Source organism: Aliamphritea spongicola, from assembly GCF_017051665.1.
In the GTDB taxonomy this organism is placed as follows: Bacteria; Pseudomonadota; Gammaproteobacteria; order Pseudomonadales; family Balneatricaceae; genus Amphritea; species Amphritea spongicola.
The window spans coordinates 20,580-42,367 of record NZ_JAFIDL010000001.1 but is presented as its reverse complement, the minus strand read 5'-3'; the positions used below and the strand labels follow the sequence as shown (position 1 = coordinate 42,367).

The following is a 21,788-nucleotide window of genomic DNA, read 5'->3' as shown; positions in this document are numbered from 1 at the left end:
TATTGGTTCCAAAGTCGAATACGCGTCAGCCGGTAAGCGGGCTATTGACCCGCTCGCCGGCGCTCCATAAAATGCTGCCTTTTAACTACTCTTAAGGCATCTCTTCATGGGTCGCTACTTACTCGCTGTCACTTCAACGGCCATTTTACTTGCCGGCTGTCAAAACACTGGCAATCTTAAGCCTCAAGACAACGACCCTGAAGCTCTTACCGCCAGTAAAACTGAACAGGTAGTTGCGGGTTCTGCAGACTCAAATCAACCTGTCACACCGGTACTGAATTCACCCCGCAACGTAGATCTGTGGACCCTTACCCGGGAAGGCATGCAGCTTGATCTGGATGCTGATCAGCCACGAATTGCTACCCAATTTAAATGGTATGCCAGCCACCCACAGTACATGCAGCGTGTAGGCCAGCGTTCCAGCCGTTATTATCATTACATTCTGAACCGGATTAAAGAACGTGGCCTGCCAACAGAACTGGCCCTGTTACCGGTGGTGGAAAGTGCCTATGACCCGTTTGCCTACTCCTCCGGACGTGCGTCGGGCCCCTGGCAGTTTATTCCCAGCACAGCCAAGTATTTCGGCATCAAATCCAACTGGTGGTATGACGGTCGCCGGGACATCATTACCTCTACCGAAAAAGCGCTGAATTATCTCGAGCAGCTGAATAAGCGCTTCGACGGTGACTGGCTGTTAGCACTGGCAGCATACAACGCCGGCGGCGGCACAGTATCCAAGGCAATGCGTAAAAACAGAGAAGCCGGTCTGCCAACGGATTACTGGTCTCTCAAACTGCCGCGGGAAACCATGGCCTATGTGCCTAAGTTACTGGCAGTTTCCAAATTGGTCCGTGATGCCGAGCAGCACCAACTGGTACTGCCGACACTGAACAACCAGCCCTACTTTGAAATCATCGATATTGGTAGCCAGATCGATCTGGCCCAGGCCGCCAAAATGGCCAACATCAGCACCCAGGAACTGTATCAGCTAAACCCGGGATTCAATCGCTGGGCAACCGACCCTTCCGGTCCGCACCGCTTACTGATTCCGGTAAAAAATGCTGAGCAGTTCCGTCAGCAACTGGCACAGATTCCACCGGAAAGCCGGGTCAGCTGGAGCCGCTACACCATCAAGCGGGGCGATTCCCTGAGCACTATTGCCGCCAGACATAACATCACCACCTCTGTGTTGCGCAGCACCAATAAGCTGGCCAGCAATAATATCCGCGCCGGCAGAACCCTGCTGATTCCAACGGCCCAGCAAGACTCCGGACAATACGCGCTGAGTGCTTCGCAGCGCCTGAGCCGGAAAGAAAATCAGCTGGCCCAGAGCAATCGGGAAAAACGCCATTACAAGGTGAACAGCGGCGACAGCCTCTGGTCCATCGCACGGTCCTATAACGTCAGCCCGCAACAGATTGCCGGCTGGAACCAGATGAGCACGAAAACGCCACTTCAGATTGGTCAGCAGCTGGTTATCTGGAAGCAGCCTAAGAGTGCAACAACCCTGAGTAAACGGGATCAGCAACTGACCCGCAGAATCGGTTATCAGGTGCGAAACGGCGATTCGTTATACGGAATAGCCAACAAGTTCAGCGTGACGATTAATGACATTAAGCGCTGGAATAATCTGGAGAACCAGAAATATATCAAACCCGGCCAGCAACTGACCCTGTATATTGATATCAGCAAGTCACGCTAATTCAGGACACAGTCATGGACACAACCAGCATTGTAATCATTGTCATTGCCACACTGGCTGCCATTGTCTTTAAGTACGTGCTGTACAAAAAAATCTGTCGCTGGATGGATAACGATCTGGCGAAAGGCCTGGCGGAAGGTAATGCGGAAAAACACAGCTTCCTGCAGCAAGAGCTGGATCAGATGCGTCTGAATAAAGTTAACCGCAAGGAATATCCGGCACGTCTGAATGAGTTGGCAAATCAGTTCGATCAGAAGCAGTAACCGGCTGATCATCCACAACAAAAAACGGCGCTGTTAAGCGCCGTTTTTTTAAGACTTATCCTGCCCGCCTTTATCTTTATCATCATCCGGCTCTGCCGGTTTTTCACCCTGCGGGTTAAACATGTTCCACATCGCCATATTCTGATCGGCAAAACGGTTCATCATATTCAGAGGATTTGCTGCGCCCATCATGTTTTGCATCTGTTCACGTATACGCTCCTGATGCTCAATGAAGCTGCTGATGCTTTGCTCAAGATACTGGCTCATCATGCCCTGCATGCTGTCGCCATAGAAGCGGATCAGTTGCTGCAGTACCTGATTGGTCAGTAGCGTACCGTGCCCCATCGCTTCCTGCTCACTGATAATCTGCAGCAGGATATTACGTGTCAGATCATTGCCGGTTTTGGAATCCTGAACCTGAAACGGCTCCTGATTCAGAACCAACTGCTTAACATCCTCAAGCGTGATATAACAACTGCGTGAGGTGTCATACAAACGACGGTTAGTGTACTTTCTTAGAATTCGCAAAACAGTTCTCTCTTAAAACAGCTGCTTTTCCGACACGGACACGGGTCGCCCACTTACAGCTATTAATCAGTTTTATTCGTATTATTGGTATAGCTGGTCATCATGTTGAGCATCATTTTTTGCAGTGCATCCATCGATCCCAGACTATTCGTCATATAAGGCTGGAATAATGTCAGGGGATCATAACCTTCGGCACCTGCGGCCATGTTTTCCTGAATCTTATCCATCATTTCTTGCTGAAAAGCCGCTACATCAGGTAAACCCAGCACCTTACGCAACTCTTCCGGCGTCATCTCGACATCAATCTTGAAATTCATCGCCTCTCCTCAACAATTTGCCCTTCACAGTCAAACTAACAACCCTGTGAATACATGTCCAACATTATTGTGCATCTGAACAAAAACTCATTCACTAAAGGTTATATCAGACAGGTTTACGGTCCGGACGGATCCAGATCCACGCCATCACAACCGCCAGCGCAACACTTCCAGCAGCCAGCATAAAGGTCATTTCAGACCCGACACTTTCCCACAATAAACCGCTGATAAAGGCTCCCAGCGCACCGCCAACCCCAAAGCCAAGGCTGCTGAACAGTGCCTGCCCCTGCCCGTGGCTCGCCGGAGTAAAATACTGATGCACTAAAGCAATACCCACCGCATGTAAGGCTCCGAAGGTGACCGCATGCAGACACTGCGCGAACAGCATCGTTGGCAGATGATCCGGTAAAAAACCGATCAGCAACCAGCGTAATACACACAATAACAAACTGATAATCATAATCGCCCGCAAGCCATAACGACCGATCAGCCGGTGCATGTATATAAAAATAATCACTTCAGCGATAACCCCTACTGCCCACAGTAAACCGATTTGTGCCCTGCTATAACCCAGACTGTCCATTAAGACTGAGTAAAAGGTGTAATAAGGTCCGTGACTGAGTTGAATCAGCAAGCATATTGCAAAGAAAGCCACCACCTGAGGGCGCCAGAGCTGCTTCAGAAAGCCGTCTGAACTCTTATCATGCTCTGCTTTTGCATCCGTGACGCACAGAGAAGACAACCAGATAAGCACCATCAGCCCCAGCATAAGATGAGGTAACCAGCGCACTGAAAACCAGTCCAGTAACCAGCCAATAGCTACAACCGCAACCACAAAGCCAACAGAGCCCCACAACCGGATCCGGCTGTACTGCTCTGACTGACTCCCCAGATGTGCAAGGGTAAGCACTTCAAACTGTGGTAAAACCGCATTCCAGAAAAAGCTGAAACCTGCCATCACCAGCGCAATCCCCAGCACATCGTCCTGCCAGAAAATGGCAATGAAAATCAGACAGGTCACCAGAGATCCTGCCCTGACAATTGCCAGCCGCTGTCCCGTCTTATCCGCCAGCCAGCCCCAGATATTAGGCGCAATGATCCGTGATGCCATCAGAATCGACATCAACATGCCAATGGACGCAGCATCCAAATCAAATGACTGTAAATACAGGCTCCAGTAAGGAACCAGTGCACCGAGAAGTGAAAAGTAAAAGAAATAAAAACCCGACAAGCGGGTATAGGTAGCTGGTGTCATAACACCTCAGACTTTCCCAACAGCGCCGCAGCAATTGCTGCTGCGGCTACATAGACTTACAGGTCGCGCAATACCGGTGTTTCACAGGTCACATCAGCATTCTGGCCGCGGTTCCGTAAGAACTGATCCATCAGCACAATTGCCATCATCGCTTCCGCGATAGGCGTCGCCCGGATGCCAACACAGGGATCATGACGCCCCTTGGTGACAACCTCAATGCTTTCTCCTGAAGCATTGATACTCTGCCCTGGCAAACGCAGACTGGACGTTGGTTTCAGTGCAATATGCGCAATGATATCCTGCCCCGTTGAAATGCCGCCCAGAATACCGCCGGCATGATTTGAACAGAATCCTTCCGGAGTCATCTCATCGCGGTGTTCGGTACCTTTCTGCTCGATACAGGCAAAACCGTCGCCGATCTCAACCCCTTTCACCGCATTGATACTCATCAGCGCATGCGCCAGATCAGCATCCAAACGGTCAAAGATTGGCTCACCCAGGCCCACAGGCGCGCCACTGGCAACTACACTGATTTTCGCGCCGATAGAGTTACCTTCTTTACGCAGCGCATCCATGTAATCTTCCATTTCAGATACTTTACCGGCATCCGGACAGAAAAACGGATTCTGCTCAACCTGATCCCAGTCGAAGGCATCAATTTTGATCGGCCCCAGCTGGGAAAGATAACCGCGAACCTCGATGCCCTTGGTCTGCAGATACTTTTTCGCTACCGCACCGGCGGCAACCCGCATAGCAGTCTCACGGGCAGAAGAACGTCCGCCACCGCGGTAATCACGGAAACCATATTTATGGCTGTACACATAATCAGCATGGGCCGGACGGAAAGTCTCAGCAATATTTGAATAGTCCTTGGAGCGCTGATCGGTATTTTCAATCAGCAGACCAATCGCCGTACCGGTGGTTTTACCTTCAAACACGCCAGACAGAATTTTAACTTCATCCGCTTCACGACGCTGAGTAGTATGCCGGGATGTACCTGGCTTACGGCGATCCAGATCTTTTTGCAGATCAGCTTCGCTCAATTCAATTCCCGGAGGGCAGCCATCAATGATGCAGCCCAGCGCAGGGCCATGACTTTCACCAAAGGTGGTAACTGTAAATAACTTACCGTATGTATTTCCTGACATCCTGACTTCCTGAAAACTAAGGTTTGTGGCCTGTATGAACACGAACCCAAAACTCTGACCAACAATAACAGCTCCCCATCTTCAATACAGACCGGCACCTGCTATCCAAAATAAATTAACCGCTAAAGGCATCCCGGTACTGCTGCAAATCCGCCGCACTGAGAAGGAATATGCCATTGCCGCCTTCCGGCAGTTCTACCCAGGTAAAAGGTACCTGCGGAAATGCCTGTTGAAGATGAACTTCACTGTTCCCCACTTCCACGACCAGCAAACCGTCATCAGTCAGATAATCTGAAGCATCTGCCAGAATCCGGCGGGTAATATCCAGACCATCATCTCCGGAGCCCAGCGCCAGATCCGGCTCATGCTGATACTCAGCCGGCATACTGTTTAAATCATCCAGATCGACATATGGCGGATTGGAAACAATTATATCGTAACGTTTACCTTTAAGCTGACTGAACAGATCACTTTCGATCGCCGTCACCCGATCCTGCATTTCATGGCGCTGAATATTCTTACGTGCCACTTCAAGGGCATCCGCTGAGATATCAGCCAGATCAACTTCTGCTTCTTCAAACATATGAGCACAGACAATACCGATGCAACCGCTGCCGGTACACAGATCCAGAATCCGGTCGACCGGCTTTTCCGGTAACCATGGGCTGAACGCTTCTGCAATCAGTTGCTGTACCGGCGACCGCGGGATCAGTACCCGCTCATCAACATTGAACGGCAAACCTGCATACCACGCCTCACCAATAATATAAGGTAACGGACGGCGCTGTTCAGCACGCTGGCGAATAAAATCCAGCACTTTGAGTTTCTCATCACGGGTGAGTTTCGCATCCAGAATCTGCGGATCCGTATCCCAGGGTAAATTCACAGCCCCCAGTACCAGCTGTACCGCTTCATCCCAGGCATTGTCTGTACCGTGACCATAATACAGCTCACAGGTGTAAAAACGGCTCATGCTGTAACGGATGTAATCACGGATAGTGGATAATTCGCAAAGCAGTTGTTCTTGATCAGTCGACATAAGCGGAAAGATAATCTGTAAAATAAGGAAGCAAGGCTTATAGCCGCATAGAAAATGTTTTAGGCTATGCTGAATATCGCCCCGGCAGGATTAAAAACTATCCTGACAGGCTTCTTGTTAATAATAAACGCCCTTAACCGGCACCACATCCCGGCTTTACAATCCCGGGAGGCTACCGGTAAAACGGCCCTGTATGTTAAAGAAAAACTCCTCTGAACGCTATGTCCGACAACGATAATGACGACTTCGATTTTGCCAGCGCCATGCAGGGAATTACCCGGCACAGCCATGACAAAGCCGATCTGAAACCGACTCCGAAGAAGCTGCGTGCTGCTAATGATGCCACCGCTCAGTACAAACGCCGGATGGCATCCCAGGATACTGAAAGTCTGGTGGATGGCCTTTCCAGTGAAATTGTGCAACTGGTTGAAAGTGAAGAAGAACTGATTTTTGCCACTCCAGGCATTCAGCTGAAAATGATGAAACGCCTGAAACAGGGCCATATCCCCTGGGAAGCAGGTTTGGACTTACATGGTTTCAGCCTGGATGAGGCCCGTGACGAACTCAGCCGCTTCATCCGTGATGCCAGTCAGAACCAGTGCCGCTGTGTCATTGTTATACACGGTAAAGCGTACAGCGGCGAAGGTCAGCAGCCACTGGTCAAGTCATACGTCAACGACTGGCTTAAACAGATGCATCAGGTCACCGCGTTTTGCTCAGCCCAGCCAAAAGACGGCGGTACCGGCGCACTCTATGTTTTGTTACGTAATGCCAACAAGCGGTAATGATGCTGAATATTGTCTGCCGCAGGACCTTTATTGCTGCCAGCGCGACAAGGGTCAGACAAAAGCATGAATTTCACTTTACCTTAAACGCCAGATCACGTACCTTAGCGGCCTTTTAAGATCTTTTATGGGCTGCAAGGTCCGTAAACTTAGCCAGATAAGCAGGATCCAGACTGTAATGGAAAAAGAATTTGCAAGCATCATCGAGAGCTTAGGTGAAGATATCACCCGTGAAGGCCTTGTAGATACGCCAAAACGTGCCGCGAAAGCGATGCGCTTTTTAACCCGTGGTTACCAGCAAAACCTTGATGAAGTTATCAACGGTGCACTCTTTCCTACGGAAAACAGCGAGATGGTTATCGTACAGGATATCGAACTGTATTCGATGTGCGAACACCATATGCTGCCGTTCATCGGCAAATGCCATGTTGCCTACATTCCAAACGGCAAAGTAATCGGTCTGTCAAAAGTTGCGCGCATCGTTGATATGTTTGCCCGCCGCCTGCAAATTCAGGAAAACATGACCAAGCAGATTGCTGATGCCATCATGGAAGCAACTGGCGCCGAAGGCGTGGGTGTTGTCATTGAAGCCAAGCATATGTGCATGATGATGCGCGGTGTTGAGAAACAAAACAGCAGCATGAAAACATCTATGATGCTGGGTCTTTTCCGTTCGAATCAGGCTACCCGCAGCGAATTCCTGTCTCTGATCCGTTAAGCATTCAGATGACTAACAAAAAAGGCAGCCCAGGCTGCCTTTTTTATGTCTGTTTATAACAGTTAGCTGTTACTCCATCAGCTGCAACCAGACAGCGCCCTGCTGTTCCGGTGGTTTAACCGCAGACAGATTGCCTGAAGCAATTAGACTGAGTCGCTCAGGTGCCACACCGTTCTCAAGCAATACTTTCTCAACACGGGCCACATATTCAGCAGACCGCTCTAAAGCCCCCTCTGCAAGATCACTGTAACCAAGCACAACCAATGTTCGGGAATCCGACTGAATCTCATTCAGAATCAGACGAACAGAGGCAGTAACCTCCTCATCTCCCGAAGTAACAGCCAAAAAATCAACCGGCAACCAGGCGCCACGTGAAGTGAAATTCTCCTGCCAGCCCGGTAATTCAGCAACCGATTCAGCACCTTCTGAAATAGCAGGCTCTTCGACGGCTACCGGAGGTTTATCACTGAGAATATCCAGCTGGAGATACACCCGTTTATTACCCCTCTTAACCGAATAAACAGCAATATAATCTCCACCCAGCTTAGCTGCGAGATAACTTTGCGTCCGGTCTACCCCATACAACCGGGAAACACCAAAGACCTGATTCGCCCACTGATGACTGTTGCCACACTGTCTGCTTTTACAGCGAAACAGCTCTTCAGCCTTTTGTTGCTGCAACTGCCCAACAATGAAATCAAACGCTTCAGCAGCGGAATGCCCTTCCGGAATCCGGTAGGTAATCTGGCGTAACTGACCGGATAACCGGCGTGAGGCTTCAGGCGCAATCACCCCTGACTTCTTCTTCATTTTACCCAGTGCCAACAGGTAATCAGGGGACGTTTCAGACTGATATTCAACAATCCAGGATAAGGGATAGCGCTTCAGGCCATCGTAATCACTGCTGCCCCGTAAATCACTTTCAGCAAAAGCTGAGCCTGCAACAAGCATCATCAGGCCGGATAACACTCGCTTAATACGGTACATACTCATTAGGATCATAACTGAATACTCGCCTCCTGCTGTTTTCATCTACTACAGTATGAATCATTTTCAGGTTTACTGAAGGCTATTCTCACATTCAGTAAAACAATTCGCGATTTTTTTTGCCATCTCAGGATCCATATGCAAGTGATGGCCTCCTTCAAACAGAAACACCTCACACGCCGTCAGACAGGCAATCCGATCAGAACATTGTTTAATGCCCTGCTCCCCCAGAACCAGCGTCACAGGCGCTGTAATCTTTCGGAGAAAGTGTTGCACCTGCTCTTCAGTCAGCCGGACCGGTGATGGCAACACCAGCCAGGGATCATGATGCCAGAAATACTCATCCTCACCATTACCTGCGAGACGACTGCTCACACCCCGCTCAGCCAGCCAGCCTGCAGCCTCAACAGAAACAGGCCACCGGCCATTACAGCGTGCCAGTACCGCTTCTTGATGGCTGGCAAACGTATTCACATCCCGGCTGCGGACCCGCGCACGCTTTTGCAGGGCACGGTAGAGCTGACCAGGAGCAGCCTCCGCTTCAGTTACAACCGGACCAATTCCCTCTATCAGCAACAACCGTTCAACCTTTTCCGGATAGCATGCCGCAAGCAAAGCAGCCACTCCTGCTCCCATAGAATGCCCCAATATGCTGAACTTCTCGGCCTGAAGTTGCTCAGCAACCGCCAGCACATCGGATACGTTATCCCACACATAATAAGCCATTCCCTGAGGACGAAAATCAGACAACCCGTGACCTGCAAAATCCAGAGCTACCACACAATAGTCATCCAGCAGAGATGCCAGTGCATTAAAACTGGCACTGTTATCGAGCCAGCCATGTAATGCTATCAGCAGAGGCGCCCCCTCTTTCCCCCACTGACGGGCAGCAAATGAACGACCGTCTATCTCAAAATGACGCTCCTTAAAACCTAATTCCTTTCCGACCATAGACATTATTTTTTTCTGTTAAATGAATATCTTAAACCAACAGGCTCAGTTAACATTGGACGCTAACAGTAAACAACAAGCATCTATAACAGGCCTTTGCCACTATGCAACTCAGCCCCCATTTATCTGCACCTAAAACCGGCCTGCTATTACTTGGATTTATTTTCCTGATCTGCGGACTGTATTTCCAGCCAAACATCGGCGGTGAAGGCCTGTTTCTTCCTTATAACGCAGCTATCTGGACGGGCACTGCCCTGACAATCAGCCTGGGGATTTTCTTAGCCCTCAGAAACAGGATTTTTATATACAGCCATTACTGGCCCGGACTACTGGCATTTCCGCTATGCGTGATTATCAGTGGATACATTGCCGATACTCTCACTCCCGTTGAGTGGCTTTTCAGACAGTTATATATCATCGCCGGCGTAGCCTTCCTTTTTACACTATTTCAGTTTCACTGGAAAAACAAAGACCTGGATAAACTCCTGTATCTGCTACTAATAGCCGGCTTCATACAGGCAGTTTACGGTACTGTTCAGCTTATATGGCAAGGCAATATTGTCAGTTTTATGGCACCAAATATAAGCCATCAAGGCTACGGGATTTTTCAGCAGATTAATCTGCAGGCTAGCTTTCAGGCAACCATGTTGCTTATCTGTCTTTACGCCCTGACCCGCCCAGGCTTTAAAAATCTGAATATAGCCGGCCAGATAGTATTATTTTTATGCCTGTTCAGCAGTACTTATATGATCGCAATCGCTGGCTCCAGAGTCGGTATCTTAAGCGCTACTATCGGTATAGTAATTATTTTTTGCGGCCGCTTCGCTCAGATTAAAAAACGTCAGAAAACCTTTATCATCGCTTTGATAGTAATCATTACTTCGAGCTATCTGGGAAAGGCAGGAATAACAAGATCCTACAATAAACTGTCAGATTTAACCGGTGAAGTGGTAGCGGTACAAGGCTCTTCCAACCGGAAAAATATCTATGCAACGACCTATGAGGTGGTTAAGGAAAGCCCCTGGGTAGGACATGGCATCGGCAGCTTTCAGGGGGTCTGGCAACACGCCAAGATTGAGTTTCTGAATGAAAACCCTGACGCTATTTTCCCGGCCGACAGACTCAGCCATCCCCATAACGAAATCCTCTTCTGGGCCGCTGAGGGCGGCCTAGTTGCTTTAACCGGTGTTTTCATCGCCATGGCTACTATCCTGATCGCCGCTTTCCGCTGCGGCTGGCGACGGGGAATCAGCTATCTCGCCTTGCTTTTCCCCTTAGGGTTACACGCTATGGTAGAGCTGCCGTTTTATATTTCCAGCCTGCACTGGATACTGTTTCTGACGCTATTCTTCCTGATTCTGCAACACTCACGCAAAGCAGAAAGCATACGTATCAGCCAGGCAGCGACCTTAAGCTTAAAAGTAGTAAGCCTGTTAATCGTAATAAGTACAGCAGGATTCATGTATCAGGCCAATAAAGCTAACACGGCTATCGTTAACTTCTTAAACACCCGCATGTCGCAGCCAGCTTTACTCCAGCCCGCTTTGGAAAATACCTACTTTAATGAAACAGCAGAGCTTTACCTGATGCGTACGCTCATGCTTCGCAGCCTCAAAAGCCAGAATTATGATTTTCTACCGGAGTTCATTACCTGGGCAGAAAGCTTCCTACAGAAGCGGCCAGTCCCTCAGCTTTTTATTGACCTGAGCCAGGCATATAAGATCATGGGGAATAAAGCGAAGAGTGAAACTACAATGGCACATGTCAGGGCAATGTACCCCAACAATGCAGCCATTAAAAACGCTGATAAATTCTTAGCGCAACTTGCCGCATCACAGTCGGTATCCGCGCCCCGCGCTACAGGCGAACACTAAAACCGGACCACCGTGAAAAATCAGTCCGCGCGCCAGATTTTAACCAGGCGGGCCAGCCCCGCCGCAGGGAAGTCAGTTTCAAGCTCAGCCAACTGGCCTGGTAACAGAGGCTCAGGACGACGGGTATGTCCTTCAGTCAGCAAACAGGTCAGATAGCCAATCAGCGGCTGGTGAGTCACCAGCGCAACACCATCTGCACCAGCACCAACAGCTATCTCACCCAACCAGTCCACCACATTCTGAGGAGATGACTCAGGTACAAGCAAATCTTCAGTAGACTGCTCCAGCCCTCCCTGAACAGCACTGAACCGTTCAGCAGTCTGACAGGTACGTAAATACGGGCTGTGATAGATACATGATACCTGATGCTCTGCACTGAATGCCCGCAACATAGTATCCAGGTCATGCTTTCCTTTTTCAGTCAGGGGCCGGAGTTTATCCGAAGATGCGTTATAACCCGCCTCACCATGGCGTAACAGATAAATACGCATTACGGCATCCGTGGCAGGACAAACTCAACGTCGCTGCTCTGAGTGCTGAGCATCATGCTGCGGGCAACTTCAGCAATCGGTGCGCCGTTAAACACAACTTCATACAGTCCCTGAACTAACGGCATATATACACCCAGTTCATCACTCTTTTCCTTAACGTAACGCAGGGTGTTGACGCCTTCTGCCACTTCTCCGAGTGCTGCGACTGCTTCAGCTAATGTACGACCTTCACCCAGCGCATAACCGACACGGTAATTCCGGCTCAGAGATGAAGAGCAGGTGACGATCAGGTCACCTACACCTGCCAGACCAAGAAAGGTCATCGGGTTGGCGCCCATCTGTACAGCAAAGCGACTCATCTCTGCCAGGCTTCGGGTCATCAGCATACTCTTGGTATTCTCACCCATTCCCATTGCAGCACTTAACCCTGAGGCAATCGCATAGATATTCTTCAGCGTACCGCCCAGCTCAACGCCGTATGTATCTGAACTGGCATACACACGGAAATGCGCACAGTGAAGAATTTCCTGTACATGCTGGCGCAGCGCATCGTTATCACTGGCGATGACTGTTGCTGTCAGATGCTTCTGCACAACCTCTTTTGCCAAATTTGGACCACTGAGAACGCCAATAGCCTGTCCGGGTAACTCTTCTGACAAAATCTGACTCATCAGGCTGAAATGGTCTGCCTCAATACCTTTTGTCGTACTGACTAACTGATGATGTGACTGGATAAAAGGCTTCGCCTGGCGAACCACACTCCGGAATGACTGGCTTGGAATGGATACAAAAACCAGCTCAGAGTTTGTCAGGACCTCTTCAATATCAGAACTGGCGCGAATACCTTCCGCAAGGGCATACCCCGGCAGATACCGCTGGTTTGTGCGGCACTGATTCAGTTCAGTAACCCGTTCCTCACTGCGCATCCACTGGTTAACAGGTATCCCTTTGCTGGCAACCAGATCAGCGATCACCGTACCGAAACTGCCACCACCTAATACTGCAACTGCTTTTTGACTTTGCATAAATACTCTACCTGTCCTGATCAGACGAGGGATCTGACGACTTATCCAGTGAATCCAGTAAACGGTTAATTCCGGCAAACAACAGCTTTACCACCGCGAAAGCAATAACTGCCAGCACCAAAAAGATGAGCAACTGCGAAAGATCGCCCGTACGCTGGTAACCAAATAAAGCGATAACAACAAAAAATATACTGACTGCATAGCCCAGCCACTGGCTGATCCTTGCAGTATTATGCTTGTCTTCAGACATTAGCGACCTATAACGATTGCAATAAATGAGGATCCGGATAGATACATTCCATCTTCACCCCGGCTTCCGCTTCAATATCAGGAATCAGGAAAGCATCATCTTCACTGGCAAAGCTAATTGATGTGCCTGTAGAACCTGCCCGGCCGGTACGGCCAATCCGGTGTACATAGTCATCCGGATCTTCAGGTAATGCATAGTTAATCACGTGGCTGACGCCATCGACATGGATCCCACGGCCGGCAACATCAGTTGCCACCAGAATATTAATCGTACCGTTACGGAACGCCTCAAGGGTTTTAAGACGTTTTTGCTGCGGTATCTCGCCAGAGAGCAAGGCTGCCGACAAACCATCTTTCTGCAGGCGTTCAGCCAGCCGGCGGGTTTCATCACGCCGGTTACCGAAAACAATGACCCGTTCCAGTTGATTGGCCCGCATAAAGTTGCGTAACAGGGTGTATTTTTCCTGACGGGATACCAGGTAAACCTGCTGAGTGACAGAATCCGTACTTCTCTTTTCCGGTTCAATTTCAACCACTTCAGCATCAACTGTCCACTGCTTGGCAAGGTTCATAATGTCGTCAGTAAAGGTTGCACTGTATAACAGGGTCTGTCTGTCACCCTTACGCGGTGTATGACGAATGATTGTCCGGACATCGGGTATAAAGCCCATGCTGAGCATCCGGTCCGCTTCATCCAGAACCATCACTTCCACATCGCCCAGATCCACATCAGAACTGCGCACAAAATCAATCAGACGACCTGGCGTTGCCACCAGAATATCAACCGGACGGGCCGCCAGTTGCTTACGCTGCTTGTCGTAATCCATACCGCCAACCAGTGAAACAACACTCAGATCACAGTACTTGGCTAACTGCTCAGCATCTGAAGCAATCTGCAACGTTAATTCGCGTGTCGGCGCGATGATCAGCGCCCGCGGCACCCCACGGGCACGTTTATGCTCCAGGGGAAAGTCAATCAGGTCAGTAATAATACTGATCAGAAAAGCGGCAGTTTTACCCGTTCCTGTCTGCGCTTTACCAATCATATCTTTGCCAGCCAGAGACTGTTTCAGGGTTGCAGCCTGGATTGCAGAGCAGTATTTAAACTCAAGATCAGCAATGGCATGCATCACATCATCAGGCAAATTAAAGTCGTGAAAACGCTGCTTACCTTCCTGAGGCTCTACCTGAAACTGATCCATAGACCATACAGGCTGAGGCTTTGCTTTTGGCTGGCGAGGCTTGGATTTTGCCTTTGGCTTAGACTTTACTTTAGCTTCTGTCGCTTTTTTCTGGGGCTTAACTGTTGCAGCCTGCGGCTGTGCCTCAGCTGACTCCGGTGACTTATTCACCTTACGAAACAAATTTTTTATCAAGTTAATACCTATATATTCAAATACTCATATCATCCCGTCCGCTTTGCTGCATACTCTTCACTTTCTCTTTTCCACTTAAGAAGCGCATACCTTACAAAACCCGGAACTCATTAAGAGACGATACCCTTCAGCCTTAGCCAACGGTACGTCGGAAAGGCGGCAAAGCATCTAATAACTGCCGCCCATAGCGCCGGCTTATCACACGCCGGTCCAGCAAAACTATTCTGCCGGTATCCTGTTCAGTCCGTAATAACCTACCTGCTGCCTGTGTCAGACGCACAGAAGCCATCGGTACAGACCATTCCATAAAGGCATTGCCGCCTTTATTTTCTATCCATTCGGCCATCGTCGCATCAACCGGGTCATCCGGCACACTGAACGGTAACTTAGTGATAATAACTTCCGTCAGGTACTTCCCCGGGAGATCAACCCCTTCTGTAAAGGACGCTAAGCCGAAAATAATACTGCCTTCACCGTCATCAATACGGCTACGATGACGTTTCAGTATTTCATTTTTACTGTAATCACCCTGTGACAGCACACTATTGTTGAGCTTTTCGTCCAGCGAGGCAAGCACTGTGCGCATTTGCCGCCAGGAAGTAAATAACACCAGAGTAGCAGCTTTACTGTCCAGCTCACTGTTCAGGAAGTCACAGACTGCCTGGGTGTGAGCTTCAGGATCACTGGCTTCAGCATTCATCGCCGGTATATAAAGCTCCGCAGCATTATAATGATCAAACGGACTCAGCAAGCTATGACTCGGTGTATCCGCTGGCAGCCCCAGATCATCAAGCACACGATCGAACCGTCCCAGCGCAGTCAGGGTAGCGGATGTAACCACGGCAGCAAAACAGTTCTGCCATAAATGTTGCTGTAACATATGAGCTGCAGACACCGGGGCACTGTGAAACTCAAAATCATGGCCGATACCAGACTCAACCAGATTGACCCAGCGGGCAGTCGGGCTCTCTTTCAGATCATCAGCCCGGAAGAAGCTCTTCGATAAGCCGGTGATGGACTGAAACCGCGACACCATAAGACCAAGCCTCGGATACCACTGCTCAGCCAGTTGTTTATCAATGTCGCCGACTTCACCATCAAGCGCTTCCCGAAACAGATCCAGTAACATTTCATGGCGGGTTAACAGTCGGGCAGCCAGATACTCAGCATCCTTAAACATCAGCCTTAGCTCTTCAGGGACTTCGCCACCGGCAAACCTGTAACGGTCACGTAAACGACCGTTCTCAGCATTGACCATAAGTGGCTTCACCAACTCATGGATCTGCTCCAGCAGGATTTTTAAATCTTCACCCGGACGTAACGTTTGCTCAACATATTGCGACATCACGCCCGGATGGCCAAGTTGCTCCAGCATCTGAGCATGCTGCTTGGGAAGCGTATTCAGCCACCTTGACGATGACTTGATCCGCAGACTGAACGCAAAGTGATTACTGGCCTTAGGGGCCAGATGGTGTCCCTCATCGAAGATGTATATAGCTTCAGCAGGATCAGGCAGGATAGCTCCGCCCCCCAGTGACAAGTCCGCCAGAACGATATCGTGATTGGCTATCACACACTCAACCTGATCCAGGTCCCGCCGGGCTTTAAAAAAACTGCAGGCACTGAAGTTAGTGCAGCGACGGTTAGTACACTGCAAATGATCGCTGGTTAACGGCCCCCAGCGGGCATCTTCAATTTCTTCAGTGAGATTATCCCGGTCACCGTCCCAACGACCGGATGCATACTCATTCAGCAAATGCTTGTAAAAAGTTTCCGTTTCCGGATCCAGCCGCATAGCCTGTTCATCTTCATACAATGCTATCTGACCGGTTGAGGCACTGGAATCCAGATGCTGCTCAACTTTATTGATACACAGGTAACGCCCCCGCCCTTTGGCAAGGGTAAAACTCATCGGCAGTTCAGTATGCTCAAGTACTTCAGGCAAATCTTTATGTAGCAGCTGTTCCTGAAGCGCCACTGTTGCAGTCGACAGAATGATCTTCTTTTTTAAAGCCTTCGCTACTGGAATCGCTGCCAGCAAGTAACCAATAGTTTTACCTGTACCGGTTCCGGCCTCGACCACACAGACATGATTCTCTCCGAGACGCTGAGCCTTATCATCAACAGGAATATTACCAATGACCTTTGCCACCTCGGCAATCATCCGCTTCTGGCCGGCACGGGCCTTTAACCCCCGGCTGGCTAAAAACTTACTGTAAGCAGTCTGTATCTGTTTTTTGAGATCGTCGGTCAGCACGTCAATCAGTCCGTCTGTATGAATGGCGGCCATTCTATCAATAACACTGGATATATAAACATAAAAAATGTTTACAAAAGCAAAATACTGTATATAGTTACAGATACTGGATAAAAACACAGAGATCATCATGAAACTGACACAACGACAAACCGATGTTCTTGATTGTATAAAACATTACATTGCAACCACCGGCTATCCGCCAACCCGTGCAGACATTGCCCGGGAACTGGGTTTCAAGTCTGCCAATGCTGCAGAGGAACACCTCAAGGCGCTGGCACGTAAAGGTGCAATCGAAATGATACCCGGCACATCACGGGGTATCCGTATACCCGATCTTGAACAGGAAGAAGCAGGCCTGCCTGTAGTCGGACAGGTCGCCGCAGGTAACCCGATTCTGGCCCAGCAACACGTTGAAGACCGCTGCACCATTGCCGCAGATTTCTTCCACCCACCGGCGGATTACCTGCTCCGGGTACGGGGCACCAGTATGAAGGACGTCGGCATTATGGACGGTGACCTGCTGGCCGTACATCAGTGCAAACAGGCCAAAAACGGCGAAATTGTTGTCGCCCGTATTGAAGACGATGTCACCGTTAAACGCTTTAAGAAAGATGGCAATCTGGTTTACCTAATTGCTGAAAACGAAGAATTTGACCCGATTGTGATCAACCTGGAAGAACAGGAATTATCTATTGAAGGCCTTGGCGTAGGCGTGATTAGAAGAGGATAACGACATGATGCAGGCAGAACTGGTAACTCAATCCACTCAGAATGCGAATATTCCCCTGATTCGCCCTTCTGACAGCATGTTAACCGAACAGGCGGCACAGCCAATGCCCGCCCTGGCCGGAAAGATCACTGAAATTGTTATGCATAATAACGACTTTGATCAGTTAACAATGTTACTGCCTTTGCTTGCTCAGTTAAGTCGCGATGATCGCTGGTTTGCCTGGATTGCCCCTCCAAGCAGCCTCCCCAAAGCACTGCTTTCTGCCGCAGGTATTGATCTGAATAAGATCATGCTGTTACAGCCCGATGCCAGCCACACCACTTATGACCTGGCATGTCAGGCACTGCAAGCAGGCACCTGCCATGCAGTCATCACCTGGCCAGGAATGCTCAGCAATGAGCAACTCAACGGTTTGGAAAACGCAGCTGAACACGGTGCCAGCCATGGCATTGTTATCCGGGACCGGATGGCCTCATAAAGCAATTTTTATCCACCATAAAAAAAAGCGCCCTCCGGCGCTTTTTTTATGAATCATTACCGCTCAGTGTAATACAGGTGGCTTTTCATCTTCTGCGTTTTGAAGCTCCTGAGCTTCCGCAGCCTTATTCTGCATTTCTGCTGCCATGTGAATCCCGGCACTCAGCATTACCTTTGCAACATCCAAATGCTGATCCTGCAGGCGCTTCTTCATGTCATCAGAAAAACTGACACGCATTACCGGCACATCGTCAGATTCCATTTCACGCAGCACGATCTCACCGTTTTCGAGCTCAACAATTTCCAGAAACAACTCAGCCATCTATAAAACTCTACAATTAAAAACTAATTACCATTCCTGAGAAACGGCACGTAACCGCTGGATAACCGAAGATAGGGAATCCAGCCAGTTTCTCAAACGGGTCACCCGGTCATCATCAGCTACCATCGTTAAACTAATTTCAGATTGATGGACAACACCGGACTCATGACTATTTTCGTTCAGGGCAGAAAGCTGCGCAAAAGCCCGCAGCATATTCGCCAGCCAGGAAACAGCGTCTTTCTCCAGCATCGCCAGCTCACGCAATTCCGGAGAAACAAAATCAGCAGAACACCCTTCTAACAACGCCACAGCATTACCTGCTTCTGCCGGTAACGGTATGTTCTGTATTTCAATGAGTTCAAGCAAATATGACCTGTAAGCCTGCATCAGATGAAATACAACAGATTCATACTGCGCTTGCTGTGCCGGCTCTGACTCACTGTCAGCCAGTGCCTGATACTGCTGTAACTGCAGCTTCGCAAAATACAGTCGCTGATTTGTCAGACTCAAACCACTCAGAGACATACAGATACCTGCTCAGGAAGGATACACTTCAAGTTAATAGCCACAGCAAAAGCCGCGACCATCAACCCTAAGTGTAGACGTTTACTTCTTAGCTTTCGCTTTAGCCTTTGGTTTTGCCTTAGCAGCTTCAACCACCCAGCTGTTACCCTGATAAAAAGCCCGCCATCCTGTCGCCTTACCATCCACCTCAGTCATGACGTACTGTTCTTTGGTTTTGCGGCTATAACGGACAATGCTCGGGTTACCTTCATCATCCTGAACAGGTGCACTGAACAAAAAACTGTATTTCGGATCAATTTCACTCTGATGCGGCAGTAATTCGCTGATCTTCGGTGCACGGGTTTCCCGTTTCCGCGGGAACTGGCTGGCAGCCAGGAATAATCCTGATGCACCATCACGCAGCACATAAGTGTCTTCAACCTTCTCACAGGCCAGCTCAGGCATAGGCACCGGATCCATCTTCGGCGGCGCAGCTTCACCACTCTTGAGCAGCTTACGGGTATTTTTACAGCCCTCAGCCGTACAACCAAAGAATTTACCGAACCGGCCGGTTTTCAGCTGCATTTCTGCGCCACATTTATCACAGTCAATTACAGGACCGTCATAGCCTTTGATCTTGTAGCTGCCCTGCTCTACCTCAAAACCACTGCAATCCGGGTTGTTACCGCAGATATGCAATTTACGCTGCTCATCAATCAGGTAGCTGTCCATTGCAGTATCACAGATCTTGCAACGGTGCTTGTTAATCAGAATTCGGGATTCTTCTTCATCATCGCCGTCAACACTGACCACCTCATCGCCGTGAATCAGGTTCATGGTCGATTTACAGCGTTCTTTAGGGGGCAGTGCATAGCCAGAACAACCCAGGAAGACACCTGTTGTACCGGTCCGGATCATCATTTCACGGCCACAGGTGGTACACGGAATATCGGTTGCTGTCGGCGAGTTAGGCCGCATTCCACCTTCAGGCTGCTGGGCAATTTCCAGACGGTTTACGAAACCGTTGTAGAACTGATTCAGCAATACTTTCCAGTCTGCTTCGCCGTTAGCGATATCATCCAGCGCTTCTTCCATACGGGCCGTAAAGCCGTAATCCATCAGATCAGTAAAGTTCTCAACCAGACGCTCGGTAACAATGTCACCCATCTTCTGCGCATAGAAGCGGCGATTCTGCGACTCAACATAACCACGGTCCTGAATCGTCGAGATAATAGGCACATAAGTTGACGGACGGCCTATACCGCGCTTTTCAAGCTCCTTAACCAGAGACGCTTCGGTATAACGTGGTGAAGGCTTGGTGAAGTGCTGTTTGGGATCAATGTTTTCCAGCTTCAGGGTATCTCCCTGCTGCACGTCCGGCAAAATCACATCATCATCCGCTTTCGCTTTGGCCAGTACCCGGGTATAGCCATCAAAGCGCAGGATCCGCCCCTTAGTGGACAGTTCGAACTCTCCAGCCTTAACGGTAATACGTGTACTGGTGTACAGAGCAGGCATCATCTGACAGGCAATAAACTGACGACGGATAAGCTCATACAGACGCTCTGCATCCCGCTCCATACCTTTCAGTGACGTTGCCTCAACCGTAACATCCGACGGACGGATTGCCTCGTGTGCTTCCTGTGCACCTTCTTTGCTGCTGTAGCGGTTCGGCGCCTCAGGCAAATACTTATCACCGTAATTATCCTGAATGTAATCACGGCAGGCAGCGACAGCCTCAGTACTCAGATTGGTCGAGTCCGTACGCATATAGGTAATGTAACCCGCTTCATACAGTCGCTGGGCCATCATCATGGTCTTCTTAACACCAAAATTCAGCCGGGTACTTGCTGCCTGCTGCAATGTTGACGTAATAAACGGTGCGGAAGGCTTACTGCTGGTCGGCCGGTCCTGACGCTGAGCAACTTCTAACGGCGACTGGCTGATCAGCGCTTTATACTGATCACTCTCAGCTTCACTGGTCGGCCGGTAAGCCTTATCCTGATATTTGTTCACCTGCAGACGCAGTGCTTCTTTCGCCCCGGAACTGGCATCCAGATGCATTTCCCAGAACTCTTCCGGAATGAAACTGCGAATCTCCTGTTCACGCTCAACGACCAAGCGCACAACTACAGATTGCACACGGCCGGCAGACAGACCACGGGCAACCTTTTCCCACAGCAGTGGTGAAACCATATAGCCCACAACACGGTCCAGAAAACGCCGCGCCTGCTGAGCATTCACACGGCTCATATCCAGTTCGCTTGGTTGCTTAAACGCTTCCTGAATAGACTTCTTGGTAATCTCGTTAAATACCACCCGGCGGTAACGGTCATCTTCCCCGCCAATCGCTTCACGCAGGTGCCACGCAATAGCCTCACCCTCTCTATCCAAATCGGTCGCGAGATAGATAGTGTCAGCGTTTTTCGCCAGGCGCTTCAGTTCATCAACAACTTTTTCTTTACCCGGCAGAATCTCATATTGCGCCAACCAGTCCTTTTCCGGGTCCACGCCCATACGGGCAATCAGTTGGGTTTTTGCTTTTTTAGCTTTATGTTTCACCTTTTCTTCAGGTGACATTTTACGGGTAAGTGCGGCCTGCCTGGCGCGCTCTTTGGGATCAGATTTAGACGCACTCGCTGAACCACTGGTGGGCAAATCACGTATGTGTCCCACACTGGATTTAACGACAAAATCGCTACCTAAATATTTGTTAATCGTCTTGGCTTTCGCCGGAGACTCCACAATAACGAGGGACTTACCCATATACAAAAATCCTTAGAGGAT

General features: G+C 49.5%; 22 protein-coding genes. 7 read left to right on the top strand and 15 right to left on the bottom strand.

Annotated features, from left to right (window positions below):
- Positions 1-106 precede the first annotated feature (106 nt).
- Complete coding sequence (locus tag JYB63_RS00240) at positions 107-1,702, top strand: lytic transglycosylase (RefSeq protein ID WP_205655736.1); 1,596 nt, start codon at positions 107-109, stop codon at positions 1,700-1,702.
- 14 nt (positions 1,703-1,716) lie between these two features.
- Positions 1,717-1,965: a hypothetical protein gene (locus JYB63_RS00235; RefSeq protein ID WP_205655735.1), complete on the top strand. Its 249-nt coding sequence runs from the start codon at positions 1,717-1,719 to the stop codon at positions 1,963-1,965.
- A gap of 48 nt (positions 1,966-2,013) precedes the next feature.
- On the opposite strand, the gene phaR is transcribed toward JYB63_RS00235, so the two are convergent.
- The 5 genes from phaR to prmB form a co-directional block, all read right to left on the bottom strand.
- Positions 2,014-2,493, bottom strand: coding sequence for a polyhydroxyalkanoate synthesis repressor PhaR (gene phaR, locus JYB63_RS00230; RefSeq protein ID WP_205655734.1), 480 nt, complete (start codon positions 2,491-2,493; stop codon positions 2,014-2,016).
- A 62-nt stretch (positions 2,494-2,555) separates the two neighbouring features.
- Complete coding sequence (locus JYB63_RS00225) at positions 2,556-2,810, bottom strand: DUF6489 family protein (RefSeq protein ID WP_205655733.1); 255 nt, start codon at positions 2,808-2,810, stop codon at positions 2,556-2,558.
- 106 nt (positions 2,811-2,916) lie between these two features.
- On the bottom strand, positions 2,917-4,065 hold the full coding sequence (locus JYB63_RS00220; protein ID WP_205655732.1) for an MFS transporter: 1,149 nt from the start codon (positions 4,063-4,065) through the stop codon (positions 2,917-2,919).
- Positions 4,066-4,121: 56 nt separating this feature from the next.
- Complete coding sequence (aroC, locus tag JYB63_RS00215) at positions 4,122-5,213, bottom strand: chorismate synthase (RefSeq protein WP_205655731.1); 1,092 nt, start codon at positions 5,211-5,213, stop codon at positions 4,122-4,124.
- A 115-nt stretch (positions 5,214-5,328) separates the two neighbouring features.
- Positions 5,329-6,252, bottom strand: coding sequence for a 50S ribosomal protein L3 N(5)-glutamine methyltransferase (gene prmB, locus JYB63_RS00210; protein ID WP_205655730.1), 924 nt, complete (start codon positions 6,250-6,252; stop codon positions 5,329-5,331).
- A gap of 221 nt (positions 6,253-6,473) precedes the next feature.
- Between prmB and JYB63_RS00205 the strand changes: the two genes are divergently transcribed.
- A complete protein-coding gene (locus JYB63_RS00205) occupies positions 6,474-7,037 on the top strand; it encodes a Smr/MutS family protein (protein ID WP_205655729.1) in 564 nt (187 codons plus the stop codon).
- 178 nt (positions 7,038-7,215) lie between these two features.
- Positions 7,216-7,755 (top strand): GTP cyclohydrolase I FolE, encoded by a 540-nt coding sequence (folE, locus tag JYB63_RS00200; RefSeq protein WP_205655728.1) that lies wholly within the window; start codon positions 7,216-7,218, stop codon positions 7,753-7,755.
- A 69-nt stretch (positions 7,756-7,824) separates the two neighbouring features.
- On the opposite strand, the gene JYB63_RS00195 is transcribed toward folE, so the two are convergent.
- Positions 7,825-8,757, bottom strand: a complete 933-nt coding sequence (locus JYB63_RS00195) for a DUF4892 domain-containing protein (RefSeq protein ID WP_205655727.1) — start codon at positions 8,755-8,757, stop codon at positions 7,825-7,827.
- Positions 8,758-8,814: 57 nt separating this feature from the next.
- Complete coding sequence (locus tag JYB63_RS00190) at positions 8,815-9,699, bottom strand: alpha/beta fold hydrolase (protein WP_243431762.1); 885 nt, start codon at positions 9,697-9,699, stop codon at positions 8,815-8,817.
- Positions 9,700-9,797: 98 nt separating this feature from the next.
- Between JYB63_RS00190 and JYB63_RS00185 the strand changes: the two genes are divergently transcribed.
- A complete protein-coding gene (locus JYB63_RS00185; protein ID WP_205655726.1) occupies positions 9,798-11,567 on the top strand; it encodes a PglL family O-oligosaccharyltransferase in 1,770 nt (589 codons plus the stop codon).
- Between the two features lie 20 nt (positions 11,568-11,587).
- Here JYB63_RS00185 and JYB63_RS00180 read toward each other — a convergent pair whose 3' ends face one another.
- From JYB63_RS00180 to dinG, 5 genes are all read right to left on the bottom strand, one after another.
- On the bottom strand, positions 11,588-12,058 hold the full coding sequence (locus JYB63_RS00180; protein WP_205655725.1) for a SixA phosphatase family protein: 471 nt from the start codon (positions 12,056-12,058) through the stop codon (positions 11,588-11,590).
- Positions 12,058-13,083: an NAD(P)H-dependent glycerol-3-phosphate dehydrogenase gene (locus JYB63_RS00175; RefSeq protein ID WP_205655724.1), complete on the bottom strand. Its 1,026-nt coding sequence runs from the start codon at positions 13,081-13,083 to the stop codon at positions 12,058-12,060. Before JYB63_RS00175 ends, JYB63_RS00180 begins: the two co-directional genes overlap by 1 nt.
- A 7-nt stretch (positions 13,084-13,090) precedes the next feature.
- Complete coding sequence (locus JYB63_RS00170) at positions 13,091-13,333, bottom strand: hypothetical protein (protein ID WP_205655723.1); 243 nt, start codon at positions 13,331-13,333, stop codon at positions 13,091-13,093.
- Between the two features lie 7 nt (positions 13,334-13,340).
- Positions 13,341-14,534 carry an ATP-dependent RNA helicase RhlB gene (gene rhlB, locus JYB63_RS00165; protein ID WP_272873518.1) on the bottom strand — a complete coding sequence of 398 codons (1,194 nt, stop codon included), beginning with the start codon at positions 14,532-14,534 and terminating at the stop codon, positions 13,341-13,343.
- A gap of 307 nt (positions 14,535-14,841) precedes the next feature.
- Complete coding sequence (dinG, locus tag JYB63_RS00160; RefSeq protein WP_207758280.1) at positions 14,842-16,998, bottom strand: ATP-dependent DNA helicase DinG; 2,157 nt, start codon at positions 16,996-16,998, stop codon at positions 14,842-14,844.
- Between the two features lie 97 nt (positions 16,999-17,095).
- Here dinG and lexA point away from each other — a divergent pair, with 97 nt between their 5' ends.
- Together lexA and JYB63_RS00150 are read left to right on the top strand one after the other, a co-directional pair.
- Positions 17,096-17,698 (top strand): transcriptional repressor LexA, encoded by a 603-nt coding sequence (lexA, locus tag JYB63_RS00155; RefSeq protein WP_207758279.1) that lies wholly within the window; start codon positions 17,096-17,098, stop codon positions 17,696-17,698.
- 4 nt (positions 17,699-17,702) lie between these two features.
- Positions 17,703-18,176 (top strand): cell division inhibitor SulA, encoded by a 474-nt coding sequence (locus JYB63_RS00150; RefSeq protein WP_243431760.1) that lies wholly within the window; start codon positions 17,703-17,705, stop codon positions 18,174-18,176.
- A gap of 63 nt (positions 18,177-18,239) precedes the next feature.
- On the opposite strand, the gene JYB63_RS00145 is transcribed toward JYB63_RS00150, so the two are convergent.
- From JYB63_RS00145 to topA, 3 genes are all read right to left on the bottom strand, one after another.
- Positions 18,240-18,497 (bottom strand): hypothetical protein, encoded by a 258-nt coding sequence (locus JYB63_RS00145; protein WP_205655722.1) that lies wholly within the window; start codon positions 18,495-18,497, stop codon positions 18,240-18,242.
- 27 nt (positions 18,498-18,524) lie between these two features.
- On the bottom strand, positions 18,525-19,022 hold the full coding sequence (locus tag JYB63_RS00140) for a DUF6586 family protein (RefSeq protein ID WP_205655721.1): 498 nt from the start codon (positions 19,020-19,022) through the stop codon (positions 18,525-18,527).
- An 81-nt stretch (positions 19,023-19,103) separates the two neighbouring features.
- Positions 19,104-21,767: a type I DNA topoisomerase gene (gene topA, locus JYB63_RS00135; RefSeq protein WP_205655720.1), complete on the bottom strand. Its 2,664-nt coding sequence runs from the start codon at positions 21,765-21,767 to the stop codon at positions 19,104-19,106.
- Positions 21,768-21,788: the final 21 nt, after the last annotated feature.

Excerpts from the sequence above, each read along its gene's own strand:
- JYB63_RS00185 (WP_205655726.1), top strand. The coding sequence starts at position 9,798 with ATGCAACTCAGCCCCCATTTATCTGCACCTAAAACCGGCCTGCTATTA.
- JYB63_RS00195 (WP_205655727.1), bottom strand. The coding sequence starts at position 8,757 with ATGATCCTAATGAGTATGTACCGTATTAAGCGAGTGTTATCCGGCCTG.
- lexA (WP_207758279.1), top strand. The coding sequence starts at position 17,096 with ATGAAACTGACACAACGACAAACCGATGTTCTTGATTGTATAAAACAT.
- rhlB (WP_272873518.1), bottom strand. The coding sequence starts at position 14,534 with ATGGATCAGTTTCAGGTAGAGCCTCAGGAAGGTAAGCAGCGTTTTCAC.
- aroC (WP_205655731.1), bottom strand. The coding sequence starts at position 5,213 with ATGTCAGGAAATACATACGGTAAGTTATTTACAGTTACCACCTTTGGT.
- JYB63_RS00175 (WP_205655724.1), bottom strand. The coding sequence starts at position 13,083 with ATGCAAAGTCAAAAAGCAGTTGCAGTATTAGGTGGTGGCAGTTTCGGT.
- JYB63_RS00225 (WP_205655733.1), bottom strand. The coding sequence starts at position 2,810 with ATGAATTTCAAGATTGATGTCGAGATGACGCCGGAAGAGTTGCGTAAG.
- JYB63_RS00220 (WP_205655732.1), bottom strand. The coding sequence starts at position 4,065 with ATGACACCAGCTACCTATACCCGCTTGTCGGGTTTTTATTTCTTTTAC.
- JYB63_RS00150 (WP_243431760.1), top strand. The coding sequence starts at position 17,703 with ATGATGCAGGCAGAACTGGTAACTCAATCCACTCAGAATGCGAATATT.
- topA (WP_205655720.1), bottom strand. The coding sequence starts at position 21,767 with ATGGGTAAGTCCCTCGTTATTGTGGAGTCTCCGGCGAAAGCCAAGACG.
- JYB63_RS00240 (WP_205655736.1), top strand. The coding sequence starts at position 107 with ATGGGTCGCTACTTACTCGCTGTCACTTCAACGGCCATTTTACTTGCC.
- JYB63_RS00180 (WP_205655725.1), bottom strand. The coding sequence starts at position 12,058 with ATGCGTATTTATCTGTTACGCCATGGTGAGGCGGGTTATAACGCATCT.
- JYB63_RS00170 (WP_205655723.1), bottom strand. The coding sequence starts at position 13,333 with ATGTCTGAAGACAAGCATAATACTGCAAGGATCAGCCAGTGGCTGGGC.
- JYB63_RS00235 (WP_205655735.1), top strand. The coding sequence starts at position 1,717 with ATGGACACAACCAGCATTGTAATCATTGTCATTGCCACACTGGCTGCC.
- JYB63_RS00190 (WP_243431762.1), bottom strand. The coding sequence starts at position 9,699 with ATGTCTATGGTCGGAAAGGAATTAGGTTTTAAGGAGCGTCATTTTGAG.
- folE (WP_205655728.1), top strand. The coding sequence starts at position 7,216 with ATGGAAAAAGAATTTGCAAGCATCATCGAGAGCTTAGGTGAAGATATC.
- JYB63_RS00145 (WP_205655722.1), bottom strand. The coding sequence starts at position 18,497 with ATGGCTGAGTTGTTTCTGGAAATTGTTGAGCTCGAAAACGGTGAGATC.
- JYB63_RS00205 (WP_205655729.1), top strand. The coding sequence starts at position 6,474 with ATGTCCGACAACGATAATGACGACTTCGATTTTGCCAGCGCCATGCAG.
- dinG (WP_207758280.1), bottom strand. The coding sequence starts at position 16,998 with ATGGCCGCCATTCATACAGACGGACTGATTGACGTGCTGACCGACGAT.
- JYB63_RS00140 (WP_205655721.1), bottom strand. The coding sequence starts at position 19,022 with ATGTCTCTGAGTGGTTTGAGTCTGACAAATCAGCGACTGTATTTTGCG.
- prmB (WP_205655730.1), bottom strand. The coding sequence starts at position 6,252 with ATGTCGACTGATCAAGAACAACTGCTTTGCGAATTATCCACTATCCGT.